Source organism: Jatrophihabitans sp. YIM 134969 (genome assembly GCF_054456675.1).
In genome coordinates, this window is record NZ_JBTJEQ010000001.1 from 14,686 (window position 1) to 30,384 (window position 15,699).

Annotated in this window: 19 protein-coding genes; 10 read left to right on the top strand and 9 right to left on the bottom strand. The window is 73.0% G+C overall.

What is annotated here, in order from left to right:
• Nucleotides 1-8 precede the first annotated feature (8 nt).
• Complete coding sequence (locus ACXR2U_RS00095) at nucleotides 9-1,019, top strand: sugar-binding transcriptional regulator (RefSeq protein ID WP_458822868.1); 1,011 nt, start codon at nucleotides 9-11, stop codon at nucleotides 1,017-1,019.
• Entirely contained in the window at nucleotides 1,009-1,806 is a 798-nt protein-coding gene (locus ACXR2U_RS00100; RefSeq protein ID WP_458822869.1) for a phosphotransferase, read from the top strand. Before ACXR2U_RS00095 ends, ACXR2U_RS00100 begins: the two co-directional genes overlap by 11 nt.
• 12 nt (nucleotides 1,807-1,818) lie before the next feature.
• Here ACXR2U_RS00100 and ACXR2U_RS00105 read toward each other — a convergent pair whose 3' ends face one another.
• Complete coding sequence (locus ACXR2U_RS00105; protein ID WP_458822870.1) at nucleotides 1,819-2,256, bottom strand: MarR family winged helix-turn-helix transcriptional regulator; 438 nt, start codon at nucleotides 2,254-2,256, stop codon at nucleotides 1,819-1,821.
• Between the two features lie 69 nt (nucleotides 2,257-2,325).
• Between ACXR2U_RS00105 and ACXR2U_RS00110 the strand changes: the two genes are divergently transcribed.
• Nucleotides 2,326-2,487: a hypothetical protein gene (locus ACXR2U_RS00110; protein WP_458822871.1), complete on the top strand. Its 162-nt coding sequence runs from the start codon at nucleotides 2,326-2,328 to the stop codon at nucleotides 2,485-2,487.
• Here ACXR2U_RS00110 and ACXR2U_RS00115 read toward each other — a convergent pair.
• Nucleotides 2,480-3,235: a VIT1/CCC1 transporter family protein gene (locus tag ACXR2U_RS00115; protein WP_458822872.1), complete on the bottom strand. Its 756-nt coding sequence runs from the start codon at nucleotides 3,233-3,235 to the stop codon at nucleotides 2,480-2,482. The genes ACXR2U_RS00110 and ACXR2U_RS00115 overlap by 8 nt on opposite strands.
• A 156-nt stretch (nucleotides 3,236-3,391) precedes the next feature.
• On the opposite strand from ACXR2U_RS00115, the gene ACXR2U_RS00120 reads away from it, so the two are divergent.
• Nucleotides 3,392-3,949: a YceI family protein gene (locus tag ACXR2U_RS00120; RefSeq protein ID WP_458822873.1), complete on the top strand. Its 558-nt coding sequence runs from the start codon at nucleotides 3,392-3,394 to the stop codon at nucleotides 3,947-3,949.
• 107 nt (nucleotides 3,950-4,056) lie between these two features.
• Here the strand turns inward: ACXR2U_RS00120 and ACXR2U_RS00125 are convergent, their stop codons facing one another.
• Entirely contained in the window at nucleotides 4,057-4,593 is a 537-nt protein-coding gene (locus ACXR2U_RS00125) for a hypothetical protein (RefSeq protein WP_458822874.1), read from the bottom strand.
• Complete coding sequence (locus ACXR2U_RS00130; protein ID WP_458822875.1) at nucleotides 4,590-5,357, bottom strand: MBL fold metallo-hydrolase; 768 nt, start codon at nucleotides 5,355-5,357, stop codon at nucleotides 4,590-4,592. The genes ACXR2U_RS00125 and ACXR2U_RS00130 overlap by 4 nt, the downstream gene beginning before the upstream one ends.
• A gap of 60 nt (nucleotides 5,358-5,417) precedes the next feature.
• Here ACXR2U_RS00130 and ACXR2U_RS00135 point away from each other — a divergent pair, with 60 nt between their 5' ends.
• The 3 genes from ACXR2U_RS00135 (at nucleotide 5,418) to ACXR2U_RS00145 (ending at nucleotide 8,038) form a co-directional block, all read left to right on the top strand.
• Complete coding sequence (locus ACXR2U_RS00135) at nucleotides 5,418-6,398, top strand: hypothetical protein (RefSeq protein ID WP_458822876.1); 981 nt, start codon at nucleotides 5,418-5,420, stop codon at nucleotides 6,396-6,398.
• Between the two features lie 90 nt (nucleotides 6,399-6,488).
• Nucleotides 6,489-6,815, top strand: a complete 327-nt coding sequence (locus tag ACXR2U_RS00140; RefSeq protein ID WP_458822877.1) for a YciI family protein — start codon at nucleotides 6,489-6,491, stop codon at nucleotides 6,813-6,815.
• Entirely contained in the window at nucleotides 6,812-8,038 is a 1,227-nt protein-coding gene (locus tag ACXR2U_RS00145) for an RNA polymerase sigma factor (protein ID WP_458822878.1), read from the top strand. Before ACXR2U_RS00140 ends, ACXR2U_RS00145 begins: the two co-directional genes overlap by 4 nt.
• Nucleotides 8,039-8,046: 8 nt before the next feature.
• Here the strand turns inward: ACXR2U_RS00145 and ACXR2U_RS00150 are convergent, their stop codons facing one another.
• Complete coding sequence (locus tag ACXR2U_RS00150) at nucleotides 8,047-9,717, bottom strand: cation:proton antiporter (RefSeq protein WP_458822879.1); 1,671 nt, start codon at nucleotides 9,715-9,717, stop codon at nucleotides 8,047-8,049.
• 100 nt (nucleotides 9,718-9,817) lie between these two features.
• Between ACXR2U_RS00150 and ACXR2U_RS00155 the strand changes: the two genes are divergently transcribed.
• On the top strand, nucleotides 9,818-9,991 hold the full coding sequence (locus tag ACXR2U_RS00155) for a hypothetical protein (protein WP_458822880.1): 174 nt from the start codon (nucleotides 9,818-9,820) through the stop codon (nucleotides 9,989-9,991).
• Between the two features lie 19 nt (nucleotides 9,992-10,010).
• On the opposite strand, the gene ACXR2U_RS00160 is transcribed toward ACXR2U_RS00155, so the two are convergent.
• Nucleotides 10,011-10,481: a nuclear transport factor 2 family protein gene (locus ACXR2U_RS00160; RefSeq protein ID WP_458822881.1), complete on the bottom strand. Its 471-nt coding sequence runs from the start codon at nucleotides 10,479-10,481 to the stop codon at nucleotides 10,011-10,013.
• Nucleotides 10,482-10,515: 34 nt separating this feature from the next.
• Here ACXR2U_RS00160 and ACXR2U_RS00165 point away from each other — a divergent pair, with 34 nt between their 5' ends.
• Nucleotides 10,516-11,250 (top strand): rhomboid-like protein, encoded by a 735-nt coding sequence (locus ACXR2U_RS00165; protein WP_458822882.1) that lies wholly within the window; start codon nucleotides 10,516-10,518, stop codon nucleotides 11,248-11,250.
• A gap of 23 nt (nucleotides 11,251-11,273) precedes the next feature.
• Here ACXR2U_RS00165 and ACXR2U_RS00170 read toward each other — a convergent pair whose 3' ends face one another.
• The gene (locus ACXR2U_RS00170) at nucleotides 11,274-12,338 is read right to left on the bottom strand and encodes an alpha/beta hydrolase (RefSeq protein ID WP_458822883.1); all 1,065 of its coding nucleotides are present in this window, start codon (nucleotides 12,336-12,338) and stop codon (nucleotides 11,274-11,276) included.
• A gap of 133 nt (nucleotides 12,339-12,471) precedes the next feature.
• Entirely contained in the window at nucleotides 12,472-13,512 is a 1,041-nt protein-coding gene (locus tag ACXR2U_RS00175) for a GmrSD restriction endonuclease domain-containing protein (RefSeq protein WP_458822884.1), read from the bottom strand.
• An 83-nt stretch (nucleotides 13,513-13,595) separates the two neighbouring features.
• On the opposite strand from ACXR2U_RS00175, the gene ACXR2U_RS00180 reads away from it, so the two are divergent.
• Entirely contained in the window at nucleotides 13,596-14,204 is a 609-nt protein-coding gene (locus ACXR2U_RS00180; RefSeq protein WP_458822885.1) for a DUF6891 domain-containing protein, read from the top strand.
• Here the strand turns inward: ACXR2U_RS00180 and ACXR2U_RS00185 are convergent.
• Nucleotides 14,193-15,590: a sugar porter family MFS transporter gene (locus ACXR2U_RS00185; RefSeq protein ID WP_458823094.1), complete on the bottom strand. Its 1,398-nt coding sequence runs from the start codon at nucleotides 15,588-15,590 to the stop codon at nucleotides 14,193-14,195. The genes ACXR2U_RS00180 and ACXR2U_RS00185 overlap by 12 nt on opposite strands.
• Between the last annotated feature and the right edge of the window lie 109 nt (nucleotides 15,591-15,699).

The following is a 15,699-nucleotide window of genomic DNA, read 5'->3' on the forward strand; positions in this document are numbered from 1 at the left end:
GCGTCGTGGTGACCGGACCGATCACCCGGCCGACCCACCTGGCCGAGTCGGTCCTGCTGGCCAACGTCGCGCGTCGCTTCTACCTCGTCGGCCAGAGCAAGACCGAGATCGCCGACGACCTCGAGATCAGCCGGTTCCGCGTGGCCCGCCTGCTGGAGACGGCCCGGGAGACCGGTCTGGTCCGGATCGAGATCACCACCCCCGGACAGCTGGACTCCGAGTTGTCGTGGCGGCTGCAGCAGACCTACGGCCTCGCCCACGCCCTCGTGCTCGACATCGGGGTCGACGACGAACCCGCGGCTCGGCGCACCCTCGGGGAGGCGGCGGCCGACCTGCTGTCCGACATCGTCACCGTCGACGACGTCGTCGGCCTCGCGTGGGCCCGCAGCCTGCACCCGATGGGCACGGCCCTCGACCACTTCCTGCCCGTGCCCGTCGTCCAGCTCACCGGCGCCCTGTCCCGCCCGGACGGCCTCGACGTCCTCGAGCTCGTCCGGACCCTCGCCCGGCTCGGCGGCGGCGCGGCCCACGTGTTCTACGCCCCGATGATCGCCGCTGACGCCGGCACCGCGCGCACCCTGCGCCGCCAACCCGACGTCACCCGGGTGCTGCGACTCGCGCGCGACGTCACCGTCGCCGCCGTCGGGATCGGCGCCTGGGAGGAGGGGCTCTCGACGGTGTACGACGCCTTCTCCCCCGACGACCGGGAGGCGCTCGCGCGGGCCGGTGTCGTCGCGGACGTGTCGGGCGTGCTGCTCGACGCCGGCGGTGACCCGGTCGAGAACGCCATGACCCAACGCGTCGTCGGGTTCACCGCGGCCGACCTGCAGGCCATCCCCACCGTGATCGCGGTGGCGTACGGCGACGCCAAGGCGACCGCGGTGGCGAGTGCCCTGCGCGGCGGGCACGTCAACGCCCTGGTCACGCACAGCTCGATGGCGGAGGCCTTGCTCTCGCTGCGGGAGTCCCCCGATCCTGACGGTCCCGCGCCCCACCGGAGGCGGCGTCGTGCACCCTGACCAGGACGGCTTCGAGGTCATGCCCGGCGGGACCGCCAACCGCGGCCGGATCTGGCGCCGCGGCAACGAGGTCTGGCGTCCGCGCCTCGCGGGCGCCACCGCCCGGCACGCGTTGCTCCGTCACCTGGAGGCCGTCGGTTTCGAGGGCTCGCCACGGGTCCGGCGCCTCGGCGACGAGGTGGAGGTGCTGACGTACCTGCCCGGCTCCGTCCCCGATCCGTCGCTGTCGCCGGGCGATGAACTGGCGCCGTGGGCGGCCGGCGACGACGCGCTCGCCAGCGTCGGTCGTCTGCTGCGAGGGTTGCACGATGCAACGGCGTCCTTCGACGCCGACGTGTGGACCTGGCCGCGCCGCGTTCCGGTCAGGTACCGCAGCGGGCCGGAGGTCGTCGTCACCCACAACGACCCCCACCCCGGCAACGTCGTGTTCCGCGACGGCCGGGCGTCCGGGCTCATCGACTTCGACCTCGCCGAACCCGGCACCCGGGCGTGGGACCTCGCGTCCGCCGCGTGTTTCTGGGTCCCGATGCTCGACCCCGCCGACGTCGACGACCCGCGCGCCGGCCGCTTCGTCGAACGGTTCGCGGTGCTGTGCGACGGCTACGGTGCGGACGCGGCCCTGCGCGACGACGTCCGCGCGGCCGCCCTCGACGCGCACGACTGGATCTACCGCGTGATCCGCGAGGGCGCGGAGGCGGGGCACCCCGGGTTCGTCCGGTCCTGGCGGACCCGGCGCGACACCGCCGAACGCGGCCGCGCCTGGATCCAGCGCACCTACGCCGCGTAGCCGGGCCAGCAGTCAGCCCGCGACCCGGGCGGCGTCGATGATGCGGTCGAGCCCCTTGCGCAGGCGTTCGAGTTCGGCCAGCGACATCCCGAGTTCGGCGACGACCGCGGGCGGAACCTCCTCGGCCTGCCGGCGCAACGCCTTCCCGGCCGGGGTGAGCGCGACCCGCAGCACCCGTTCGTCGTCGGGGTCGCGGGTGCGGGACAGGTACCCCTGTGACTCCAGCCGTTTCACCAGCGGCGAGAGGGTGCCGGGGTCGAGCGCGAGCGTGTCCGACAACGAGCGCAGCGATCGGCGGTCGGTGTCCCAGAGGGCGAGCATGACCAGGTACTGCGGGTGGGTCAGCCCGAGCGGCTCGAGCAGCGGCCGGTACACGGAGTTGACCGTGCGGGACGCGACGGCCAACGCGAAGCAGACCTGCCGTTCGAGGGCGAGGACGTCGTCGGACACACCCCGAGCGTAGCCCCCACCCTTGGTGTCACAATGGTTAGGACACAAACTATCGGGAGGCACGACATCATGGCGACGAACGAACCGCGCGGCCGGTGGGCCCGGCTGCTCTTCAAGCTCATGGGGCCGGCGGAGATGGGTCCCTACGGCCCGCCGGTGCCACCGCCCGCGCCCCGCCCCCGCGACAGCAAGGGCCGGCTGATCAAGCCGCAGAAGTCGCGCGTCAGCTGACGCCCGCGCCGATGAGCGCACCGACGGCGTAGGTGACGCCCGCCGCGAGCGCCCCGAGCGCGAGTTGCCGCACCGCGGAGAACAGCACCGACCGGCGGGTGAAGCGGGCGGTGATGCCGCCCGCGAGCAGCAGGGCCGCGCCGCCGATCGCCAGGGCGACCACCAGGTCGTCCAGCCCGAACAGGTAGGGCAGCAGCGGCAGCACCGCGCCGATGGCGAAGAACACGAACGACGAACCCGCCGCCGTCCACGGGCTGGGCAGGTCGGTGGGGTCGACCCCCATCTCCGCCTGGGCGTGGACCCGCAGCGCCTGCTCGGGGTGCTGGGCGAGTTCGTGGGCGAACGCGTGGGCCGTCGCCTCGCTGATCCCGAGCCCGACGTAGTGCTCGGCGAGTTCGTCGGCCTCGGCCGCGGAGTTGACCCGCAGCTCGTGCAACTCGATGCCGGACTCCGCCTGGACCGCCTCGTTCTGGCTGCTCACCGAGACGTACTCGCCGGTCGCCATGCTGAAGGCGCCGGCGACCAGGCCCGCGAGGCCGGTCAGCACGATCGTGTGGGACGAGACCCCGCCCCCGCCGACGCCCGCGATGAGCGAGACGTTCGTGACCAGGCCGTCCATCATCCCGAACACGGCCGGCCGCAGCCAGCCACCGGCGACGTCACGGTGCTCGGACCCGAACGGGTGCAGCTCGGGATCGACGTGGTCGGCGGGGTCGAGATCGGGGACGGTGGCACTCACGCGGTCCATGGTCTCGCGCCGACCGCGGTCGTCGCCAGCGAGCGAAGGCTTGCCTCAGACCCCCCTGTGACCGAGGGCACGGGAACATCCGGCCGTGTTGGTGGTTGAACCCTCAAGCAACTACCGCTACGGTAGGGCTACCCGCTTCGAAAAAAGGAGTACCACATGACCGCCATCAGCGCCCTGCCCGGCTACGTCGTCGGCACCTGGGACATCGACCCCACCCACTCCGAGGTCGGCTTCAGCGTCCGCCACATGATGGTCAGCAAGGTGCGCGGCCGCTTCGGCGCCTTCACCGGCGAGATCGTCACCGGCGAGACCCCCGAGCAGTCGTCGGTCACCGCGACCATCGACGCCACCTCGATCACCACCGGCAACGAGCAGCGCGACAGCCACATCCGCTCCGGCGACTTCTTCGGCGTCGAGGAGCACCCCACCCTGACGTTCCGCTCGACCTCGATCGCGGCCAAGGGTGACGACTGGGTCCTCACCGGCGAGCTCACCATCAAGGACACCACCAAGACCGTCGAGCTCAAGCTCGAGTCCGAGGGCTTCGGTCCCGACGCCTACGGCGGCACCCGCGCGGGCTTCACCGCCACCACCGAGATCAACCGCCAGGACTACGGCGTGAACTGGTCCGCGACCATGGAGACCGGCGGCGTCGTCGTGTCCGACAAGGTCAACATCCAGCTCGAGATCGAGGCCGTACTCCGCACCGCCTGATCCACCCCCGCCCTTCCCACGGAAGTGCATGGTCTGGTCGTCCGGCGCGCGCGCCCACGACCGGACCGTGCACTTCTGTGCGTTCAGGGGGACGTGTGGACGGGGCGCTAGGACGACTCCCGCAGGCGCTCGTCGAGGCCCGCACGCAGCAGGACCACCGTCGCGAGGTCGACCGCGCCGCCGAGCACCTCGGCGAACCGCGGGCGCTTCACCCCGGCGAGGCGCAACCGCAGGTGCAGGCGGGTCTGGCCGCCGGCCACCGGCGTGAGCAGCAACGTCCAGGTCAACCGCATGTCACCGCGGGTCGACCGTTGCACCAGGCAACGTCCGGGCGCGACGACGACCGCGACGAAGTCGGCGTTCCGACCGCCCCAGTCGGGCACGACGTCGCCGACGGCCGGGTGCAGCCACTCCTCACGCAGGGAGCGCAGCGCACGGCGCGACGGCGGCACGAACCGCTCCACCCGACGGCTCATGTACCACCCGCCCCGACGCTTCCCGAGTTGCGCGAGCCACGGCCAGACCTCGGCGGGTGCCGCGGGCAACGTCATCGCCCGGTCCATGACGACCTCGGCGTCGGGCACGACGTCGTCGCCCGGGAGCACCGCCGCGACCTCGGCGGCGGTCGGGTCGATCCGGCTCACAGCTGGTAGGTGCGGCCGGAGACCACCGCTTCGCACGGCATCTCCGCCACCGGGATCGCCTCGGCCTCGGTGCGTTCGAGGTCGCCCCACGGCGTGACGTGGGTGAGCAGCAACCGTCCCACGCCGGCCCGGTTGGCGTGGTCCGCGGCCTGCGCGGCGGTGAGGTGGACGCCGGGGGGCGGGTCGTCCTCGGCGTACCAACTCGCCTCGAACAACGCGGCGTCGGCGCCCGCCGCGAGCTTCACGACGTCGGCACTCTCGCCGGTGTCACCGCTGAACACCAGCGACGTCCCGCCCGCGGTCCACCGCGAGGCGTGGCACGGCTCGGGGTGTTCGGACCGCACCAGGTCGACGGTGAAGGGCCCGATCTCCCGTCGGCCGGGGGCGGTCGGGATGAAGTTCCAGTCCGGGTGCAGCGCGTGCTCACCCTCGCGCGGCCACCCGCCGGCGGCCACCAGTTGGTCGAGCGTGGGAGCCGGCGCGTGGACGTCGATCACCGGCCCGGGGCCCGCCGGTTGGTAGTGCCGCACGTACGAGAGCGGCACCAGGTCCAGCCAGTGGTCGGCGTGCAGGTGCGAGACGAACACGGCGTCGATCTGCGGGAGCGCCTTGCCGCGCGGGCCACCCAGCCGCAGCAGTGACGACACCGCGCCGGTCCCGACCTCGAGCAGCAGCGTGAAGCCGTCGTGGCGCAGCAGGTAGGCCGAGCAGCCGTCGTCGGCGGCCGGGATGGTGCCACTGCAGCCCAGGATGCTCAGCTCCACGGCGCGGCGTCCATGCGGGCGCACGTTACGCGACGGCCCGGCATGTGAGAATCCGTGTTCGTGCGTGTCCGGATCGCGGCGTTCGCCGCTCTCGTCGTCGCCCTGCCCCTGGTGGCGTGTGGCTCCGGCACGACCCCCGACACCCCGGTCAGCGCCAGCGCCCCGACCACCTCGGCGCACGGCGCGACGTCGTCGACCTCGGTGCCACCCACCTCGACCGCGCCGACGACCACGGCCCCCGCTCCCCCACCGCCGCCGCAACTGCCCCGCGGCGGCCGCACGATCTTCCCCTCGCACCGGGTGGTCGCCTACTACGGCGGCCCCGACGGCCCGGCCCTCGGCGTCCTCGGCGAGGCCGACCCGGACACGGTCGCGGCGCAGATCGAGCAGCGGGCGACCGAGTGGGCCCCGTACGGCCGTCAGCTGCAGCCGGCGATGGAGCTCATCGCCACCGTCGCGTCGCCGTGCACGCCGAGCGCGCCGCTGTGCACCCGCCCCGTCCCCGACGCCGCCATCCAGCGCTACCTCGACGCCGCGCACCGGCACAAGATGCTGCTGATCCTCGACTTCCAACCCGGGCGCGGGGAGTTCCTGCCGCAGGTGCAGGCGGTCGAGAAGTACCTGGTCGACCCCAGCGTCAGCGTCGCGCTCGACCCGGAGTGGAAGCTCGGGCCGAACGAGTTCCCGATCCAGACCATCGGGTCCTCGTCGGCGGCGAGCGTCAACGCGGTGGTGGACTACCTCTCCGCCCTGGTCACCCGCAACCGACTGCCGGACAAGCTGCTGGTCGTCCACCAGTTCCGCACCGACATGCTGCCCGACCGCCAGAACATCAAGACCGCCTACGGCGTCGAGAACGTCGTCCACGCCGACGGCTTCGGCCCGCCCAGCCAGAAGCTCGCGACGTGGAACGCCCTGGCGATCCCGAACCCGCCGTTCCACACCGGGTTCAAGCTGTTCCTCGACGAGGACACCGACATCATGTCGCCCGCCCAGGTCATGGCCCTGACCCCGCAACCGGACCTCATCACCTACCAGTAGCGCGCCAGTTGTCGGATCCGCGCCGCGCCGTTCGTGGTAGGGGTGAGGCGCTCCACGGACGGGGCACCCGCGACGACGAGGAGCAACGCCATGCCGAGGTACCTGGTCTCCGTGATCGACCACCGCACCAACACCGGCACCGCGGAGGAGCGGGCGGCCGTCGACGTGTTCAACGACCGACTGCAGGCCGAGGGCTACTGGGTGTTCGCCGCCGGCCTCGACGCGCCGGACACCGCCACGGTCGTGGACAACCGCGGCGCCGAGGCCGTGCTGACCGACGGCCCGTTCGTCGAGACCAAGGAGCACGCGGCCGGGCTGTGGATCTGGGAGGTCCCCGATCTCGACGTCGCGCTCGCGCTCGCCGTCGAGGCCTCCAAGGCGTGCAACCGCCGCCTCGAGGTGCGGCCGATCCTGTGACGGTCGCGGACGACCTGACCCGCGTCCACCGCGAGGAGTGGGCCCGCGTGGTCGCAGCGCTCGCGTCGCGCTTCCGCGATCTCGACGTCGCCGAGGACGCCGCCGCCGAGGCGTTCGCCACGGCCGTCGAGCGGTGGCCCGTGGACGGTGTCCCACCCAACCCCGGCGGCTGGCTCACCACCACCGCCCAGCGCAAGGCGCTGGACCGGATCCGCCGCGAGAGCAAGCGCGACGACAAGCAGCGGGAGGCGCAGGTGTGGCCCGTCGACGAACCACCGCCACCGCCCGACCTCATCGGGGACGACCGGCTGCGGCTGGTGTTCACCTGCTGCCACCCGGCGCTCTCGCTCGAGGCGAGGGTCGCGCTGACGCTGCGGCTGGTCGCCGGGTTGACGGTCGCCGAGATCGCCCGCGCCTTCCTCGTGCAGGAGGCGACCATGGGTCAGCGCATCACTCGCGCCAAGGCCAAGATCAAGGGCGCCCACATCCCGTACCGCGTGCCCGCCGCGGCCGACCTGCCGGCGCGGGTGTCGAGCGTGCTCGGGGTGCTCTACCTCGTTTTCAACGAGGGGTACCTCGCCACCGGCGCGGACACCGACCCGGTGCGGCCGGCACTGACGGCCGAGGCGATCCGCCTCGCGCGGCTCGTGCACGGCCTGCTGCCGGACGACGGTGAGGCGACCGGCCTGCTCGCGCTGATGCTGCTGACCGAGGCGCGACGCGCGGCGCGGGTCTCGGCCGACGGCTCCCTGGTGACCCTGACCGACCAGGACCGCGGGGCGTGGGACCGCGAGTTGATCGCCGAGGGACACGCCCTGGTGCGCCAACGGCTCGCGTCCGGGGTGCCACCCGGCCGGTACCAGGTGCTCGCGGCCGTCAACGCCGTCCACACCTCGGCTCCCGACGCCCGTGACACGGACTGGTCGCAGGTCGTCGCCCTGTACGACCAGCTGGTGCGCCTCGACCCGTCACCGGTCGTCGCGTTGAACCGCGCCGTGGCCGTCGCCGAACTCGACGGTCCGGGCGTCGCGCTCGCCGAGGTCGACCGGCTGCAGGACGCCCTCGCGGGCTACCACGCCTTCCACGCCACCCGCGCCGACCTCTTGCGTCGACTGGGCCGCAGCGCCGACGCCCGCGCGGCGTACGACTGCGCGATCAAGCTGGCCGGCAACACGGCCGAGACGGCTTTCCTGCGACGGCGACGGGATCAACTCGGTCGCTGACGCCGCCGTCACGAGACCAGGCGCCCGCGCATCTCGAGGTCGAGTTGCGAGGCGTCGAGGTTGCCCAACGCGACCGCGAGGACGTCGGCGTCGAACACGCCGTCGTCACGGGCGTCGAGCAGGGCGGCGCGTTGGGCGGCGATGACGGCCAACCGGTGCGCCTTGGCGGACTCGAACGTCTCGGTCGTCGGTTCACCCTCGGGGTGCGGCGGCTCCGGGACGGACTCGCCGGAGCTGCGCATCAAGGCGAAGACCGCGTCGCGTTCGGCGCGGGTCTGCTCCTGCGCGATGGTCGGGTCGACGCCGCGGGTGATGCGCGCCAGCAGCGGCCCGATCGTTGCACCCTGCACCAGCAGGGAGAGGATCGCGACGGTGAACGCGACGAGCACCAGGACCGACCGCTGCGGGGTGTCCTCGGGCAGCGTCTGGGCCGCCGCGACCGTGACCGCGCCGCGCATGCCCGCCCACACGACCGCGACGCCGTCACGCCAGCCGAGCGGTGCCCGCACGAAGTAGTCGATGTCGGCGACCAGCCGGGTGACCCGCAGCGCGAACCGGTCGAGGGTGCGTTCCGAAGCCCGGCGCCGGCGGTGACTGACCTCGCGGAACGTTTGCTCCCGGCCCTCCGGCGTCTCCATCCGGTCCTTCATCTCCCGGACCCGTGGTTGGAACTGCTGGCGTCGCCGCCCGCGGCGGGCGAGCACCCCGAGCAGCGGCGCCACGAACGCGGCGCGGACGACGACGGTCAGCACCAGGGCCACCACGGCGACGAGGAGAGCCGACCCGACCCCGGCGTGGTCGCGCTGCACGGCCGTCACGATCGACTTGATCTGCACGCCCATCGTGAGGAAGACCGCGCCCTCGAGGACCAGTTCGACCGTGCGCCAGTTCTGCGTGTCCGACAGACGGTGCCCTGGCGAGAGGTCACGCGGTGCGCCGTACCCGGTGACCAACCCGGCGACGACGGCCGCGACCAACCCCGACGCCGACAGCAGGCCCACCGGCACGGACGCGGCGAACGGCACGGCGAAGGAGATGATCGTGTTCACCGTCGGGTCGCTGACCCGCTTGCGGATCGCCAGGTTGAGCATCCCGACCACCACGCCGACGACCGCGGCCACCGCGACGGAGTAGGCGAACGTGCCGATCGTGTCCCAGAACGAGAACGACAGCGCGGTGGCGGCGATGGCGGTGCGCAGCAGGACCAGGGCGGTCGCGTCGTTGAGCAGGCTCTCGCCGTCGAGGATCGCCACGACCCGTTTCGAGACGGACGTCTGCTTGACGATCGAGGTCGCGACGGCGTCGGTCGGGCTGACGATCGCGCCGAGCGCGACGCCCCACGGGAAGCCGAGGCCGGGCACGGCCACAGCGAAGAAGAGGCCGAGCAGCAGCGCACTCGCGACGACGAGCAGGACGGACAGACCACTGATGGCGCCGAACTCGCGCCGGAAGTTCATCGACGGCATCGACACCGCCGACGAGTACAGCAGCGGCGGCAGGATCCCCTCGAGGATCCAGTCGGGCTCGATCTGGACCGACGCGAATGCCGGCAGGAAACTCGCGCCGACCCCGATCGCGACGAGCACCAACGGCGCCGCGATCCCCAGCCTCGGACCGAACACCGCGGCGGCGGCGATGACCGCGAGTCCGCACACGATCACGACGAGGGTCTCCGTCACGGCCCCCACCCTGTCATCTCGACGGGCTCTCGGGTGCGCTGACCGGCACCCGGTGCCACCCCGTCGGATCCCGCCCGCCGCCCCGTGTCAGGATCGGCGCATGGGTGATCGGTACACCGGTGAGGACGCCGCCGGACCGGAGCACGTCGACGGCGTGTGGGAACGCATGCGGACCGAGGAACGGGCGTACCAGCTCGAACGGGTGGTCCAGGACGCCGTCCGCGACGCCCGGGTCGCGGACCTGCTGGCCGCTCCCTGCTGCGCCGAGCGCTGACCTCACCGCCGCGGGGACCTCACCGCAGCGGCGGCACCTCGTCGTCGCCCTCGGCGCGCGGACCGGACAGCCGTCGCTCCGACTCGTCGATCGCGACGTCGTTGATGCTCGCCTCGCGGCGGGCCATGAGCCCGTTGTCGGCGAACTCCCACAGTTCGTTGCCGTAGCTGCGCCACCACCGGCCGTCGGTGTCACGCGACTCGTACTGGTAGCGCACCGCGATCCGGTTCCCCTCGAACGCCCAGAGGTCCTTGCGCAGCACGTAGTCCTGCTCGCGCTCCCACTTGCGCCTCAGCAGTTCGGCGATCTCGGCCCGGCCCGTGACGAACTCGTCGCGGTTGCGCCAGACCGAGTCCGGTGTGTACGCGAGCGCCACCTTCTCCGGGTCGCGGGTGTTCCACGCGGCCTCGGCGGCGCGCACCTTCTGCAGCGCGGTCTCGGCGGTGAACGGCGGGTACGGAGGACGGCCCTCGGCCGCGGGTTCGGTCACCCCACCAGTCTGCGACAGGTGTCATCCTCGACGGGTGACCACGCGCTCCGACCGGCTCGACCGGCCGGACGGCGGCACGGGCGAGCCCGCCGCCCCGGGCCGGCTCGCGGCGGGCGTCGACGCCCTCCGGCGGGGTCTCTGGCTCGCGATCCGCCTGGTCCGACGCAGCGATCTCGCGCTCACGTACGCCGCGGTGCTGATCGCGGTGACGGTCGTGCTGCTGGCGCTCGGGCGCTCGACCTACGACGACGTGGTGGCCGCCAGCAGCACCAACCTCGCGAACCTGCGGGAACGGCCGCTGACGGTGCTGCTCGCGAGCGCGTTCGTGGTGTCGTCGCCGTGGGGTCTGTGGCTGTTGCCGTTCCTCACCCTCGTCTACGCCGCGTCGCAGCGGTGGGTGGGCCGCATCGCGACCGTCGTCGTGGCCGCGTTCGGCCACATCGGCGCGACCCTGGTCGTGGCGACCGGGCTCTCGGCCGGCATCGCCCACGGCAACCTGGTCCGCGACCACGTCCTGCACGAGATCGACGTCGGCGTGAGCTACGGGCTGGTCTGCCTCGCGGCGTTCATCGCGGTGCGGGTGCCGCGCGGGTGGCGGCCGCTGTACCTGCTGGTGCTGATCGGCTACGTGGCACTGCCGCTGGTGCTGGACCCGTCGTTCACCGGCATCGGCCACTGCGTCGCGCTCAGCATCGGTGGGCTGCTCGCCCTGCTGGTCACGCGGGTCACCAAGGCCACCGACGCGACACGGTGGCGCGACCGGATCTGACCGGCCGACTCACCACGCGGACGTCACTCCGTCGGTTGGACCGAGGGGGCGAGCGCCCAGGGCAACGCCGCCATCAGCGCCGGGGCCCACACGTGGAAGGTGTGCGCGCCCGGACGCACGTGCAGTTCGACCTCGAACCCGCGCGACCGCAGCACCGGCGCGATGGCGGTGATCGGGCCGCGGGTCTCGCGGTCGCTGGCGCCGACGTCAAACCAGATCCGGGTCCTGGGCGCGGCGGGCAACGTGGGCGCGTAGACGGCGGGCGAGGTCTCGGCCAGGCGACGCTGCACCACGGCCGGGTCGTCGCCGAACAGTGCCGCGGGGCCGCCCGTGTGCGTGGGCTCGGTCAACCCGCTCATGTCGACGATGCCGGCCGCGAGCTCCCGGTGGGTCAGCCCGAGCTGCAGTGCGCAGTACCCCCCGGCCGACATCCCGCCGAGCACGCGGTCGTCGCGGTCGGCCCGGGTGCGCATCCGGGCGTCGACCGTGGGGACGACGTCGAGCACGAAGTGGCTGTCCACCTTGGTCTTCACGCCGTCGACGCACTCGGGGTCGTCGAGCCAGCTGTGACTCATGCGCGGCGCGACGATGATCGCGGGCTCACCGTTCCGCGCCGCGGCGAGGCCCGCCTGCGCCGCCCGGCCGCCCTGGAACCAGTCGGCCGGGACGCCGGGCGACCCGTGGAACAGGAACACGACCGGGAACCGGGCAGCAGGCTCGGAGAAGTACTGCGGCGGCAACCAGACGAGCGCGGAGCTTGCCCCGAAACCGCTGCCCTCGTCGGGGATGTCGAGCCGGACGACCGCGCCGTTCGGGTGCCGGGCGTGCGACGACGCGACGTCGGCGAACGGCACGTGGCCGTGCTGGTCGACGACGGTCTCGGCGACGTCGGACACGGTCGGGAGGTACCCGAAGTAGGCGTTCACACCGTCGGCCGCCCCGAGGACGGTGAGCGTGGCGGCGAGACCGACGGTCAGACACCACCGCACCCCGCGGGCGGTCCGGGACGGTGAGACCGCGACCCGCCACCACCCGACCGCGGCGAGGGCGAGCAGCGTCGCTGCCACCCACCACGTCGCGACCTCCACGACCCGACCTCCCCGTCGACCCGGCCACCCGCACCGGACGACCGATCAGGAGCGTAGGAGCCGGTGGCTGACGGCGACCTGTCCCTCGCGGCACCTGCTCAGGGTTCGACGTCGCGTCCGCCGTCGGTCCGGGTCAGGTCTCGCAGGCCACGCCGTCGCCGTCCCGGTCGAGTTTCCGGCTGTAGCCCGGCTGTCCGGCGAGCAGCGGCGCCTTGCCCGCGGCACGGACGGCGTCGCAGTTCGCGTAGTGGACGTCACCCGGGTCCGTAGTCGGCGGCGGCGCGGGCGGGGCGCTCGTCAAGACGACCGGCGCCGGCGGGGCGGGCGGTGCGGCCGAGGTCGACGGCGCGGTGACGGTCGGAGTCGGTGGCGTCGTCGCGCCGGGGCAGGTGGCGAGGACCCGGCCGATCGCGTCCCGCTCGGGCGCGGTGACCCAGAGCCCGTAATCGCGCTTCACCGCGACCTGCATCGTGACGTACGTGCACCGGAAGGCCTTGTTCGGCGGCAACCAGGTCGCGGCGTCGCCCGCGCCCTTCTGCTGGTTGAGCGTGCCGTCGACCGCGAGCAGGTTGGCCGGGTCGTTGGCGAACCGCTCGCGGGTGGTGGCGGTCCACTGCTGCGCCCCGGTCTGCCAGGCGTCGCCGAGTGCGACGACGTGGTCGATCTGCACGTCGGCCGAGGTGTCGGCGCCACGGGTGAACGGCAGCGTCGTGCCGCTGTAGGGGGCGTCGACCGAGCCGGACAGCACGACGCAGCCGTGGGTGTCGGGGTCGACGACGGCCGCGGTGACGTCGCGCCGCAGCACGTCGTTGCGGGTGTCGCACCCGTTGCGGTCGACATCCGCCCACGCCTGCCCGAACGCGGCGCGGTCGTAGCCGGTCATCGGCGCGCGGCCCTTGACCGGCAGGGCCGCGAGTTCGGCCTGCGCCGTCGCGGCCCCGGGCACGGTCGCGGTCGCCGCCGCCGGCAACACGACGGCTGTCGCGCTCGGCGCCGCCGTGGTCGTCACGGGCGCCGTGCCCGCGACCGACCGCACCGCGGGCGCGTCCGACGACCCCCCTGCGAACGTTGCACCCAGCACCACTCCCGCCACCGCCGCGGCTCCGGCCCCCATCCACGCCGCGACCCGACGGCGCTTCCGGGATCGCGTCGTCCTCCGGTCCCGCGCGGTCACCAGCCCAGTCTGCGGTCCGTGACGTGGCCCCGCGCGGCGGACTCGCCGGGCCCCGTCGAGCTTCCCTCGATACGGTGACGAACATGAGCGAACCGGACCACGGGTACGCCGCCGAGCTGGCGTGGAACACGGTGGCGCCGGGGTTCACGACCCTCGACGACGCCGTGGAGGGCCTGCGCGAGTGGGCGGACGACGACCCGGAGGCGGGCGTCGACGCCGACGGCGCCGAGGCGCTCGTGCGGGCCGCGTGGAGCCGCCGCGAGCAGTACCTCGCCACCGAACCCGCGCGCCGCCCCACCGACGACCAGCGGGTCGCCGACGCCTTCACGGCCCTCGCGGCGGACGGCCTGGTCGCGCGGATGTGCTGCGGTTTCGACCAGGGCGAGGGCGGCACGGAGTGCGAGGAGGTGGCGCGCGCCGAGGGGCGCCCGGGGTACGTGTTCTTCCACGCGCAGGACGCCGAACGCCTCGCCTACCCCGAGGCCACGCTCTACCTGGGCTTCGACGCCGTGCCGCCGCCGGGAGTGGCGAAGTTCGCCTCCTCCGCCGAGTACGACGACGCCGCCGTGGCGGTCGGACACCGCATCGCGCAGGCGATGGTCGCGCGAGGACTCGACGTGCGGTGGAACGCCAGCGCCACCGCCCGCATCGAGGTCGTGGGCCTGGACTGGCGGCGCCCGCTACCGGCCTGACGTCGTGGCGGGCTGCGCGTCACCACGCGTCGCCGCGGCGAAGTCCTTCGGGGTGAAGTCCCCGGCGCGCAGGCTGTTCTCGATCTGCTCCAGGCTGCGGCCGGTCAGCTCCGGCATGCGGAACCACACGAACACCCAGGCCAGGATGTTGAACCCGGCGTACACCCACATCGTCTGGCCGGGGCCGATCGCGTTGATCATCGACAACACCGTCAACGAGATCAGCAGGTTCGTGCCCCACAGGGTCGCCGCCTGCGCACTGGTCCCCGCCGAGCGCACCGCGAGCGGGTAGATCTCGCTGCCGGTCAGCCACCCCATGAGTTGCAGGCCGCCCGCGTTGAAGAACATGAACGCGATGAGGCAGGCGATGATGAAGCCGATGTCGGTGCGGTCGCTGTTGCCGGTGACGAAGAAGAACCCCAACACGATCAGGGCGAGCGCCGCGCCCGGCACCATGATCAGGGTGAGCCGCCGGCGGCCGACCCGGTCGACGATCGACAACCCGATGATCATCATCACCAGGTAGGTGACGCCGAGGCCGACGCTCACCCGCAGCGCCGCCGACTCGGAGAAACCGTTGTCGGTGAGGATGGTCGGGGCGTAGTAGATGATCATCTCGATGCCCGAGAGCTGGGTGAAGATCGCGATGCCGCACCCGACGATCAACGCCGGACGCACCACCGGACGCCGCAGCCCGCGCCACCCCCGCTCGCCTCGCGCCGCGTTCTTCTCCTCGCGGTCGAGGTCCTCGATCTCGTCGAGTTCCGCGGACACGTCGGTGCCCTCCGCCCGGATGCGCTCGAGCACCGCACGGGCGTCGTCGCCACGGCGGTGACTGACCAACCAGCGCGGCGACTCGGGCAGGCGGGTCACGAGCACCAGCAGGAGCGCGGCCGGGATGACGGCGAGCCCGACCGAAACCCGCCAGTCCAGGGCCTCGGTGGCGCCGACGACGGTCGAGATGACGATGCCCGCGCCGATCCCGAGCTGGAAGGTCAGCACCAGCCGGCCGCGGCGCGCGGCCGGCGCGAGTTCGGCCACGAACATCGGCACGGTCTGCGTCGCCCCGCCCACCGCGAACCCCAGGACGATGCGGGCGAGGCACAGCGTCTCCCAGCTGGGTGCCACCGCGGCGGCGAGCGCCCCGACGGCGAACACGATCGACACCGTCAGCGAGGTCCGTTTGCGGCCCCACGCCTCGGACAGCTTGCTGCACACCAGCGCGCCGATAACCGCTCCGAGCAGGATCGACGCCGCGACCAGTTGCTCGACCAGGCTGGTGGTGTCGAACTCCCGGCGGATCTGCAGCAGCGCGCCGGAGATGATGCCGGTGTCGTAGCCGTAGAGCAGCGACGAGACGGCCGACACCGCCGCGGCGACCCACATCGTCGGCGTCATCCGATCGGCGGCGCGGTCGGAGCCGGTGGTCTCGGCCCGGTGGCTGCGGGTGTCGCTCATGAAGGGCCCGTACCCGATTCGGACCGGTTCGTGACAC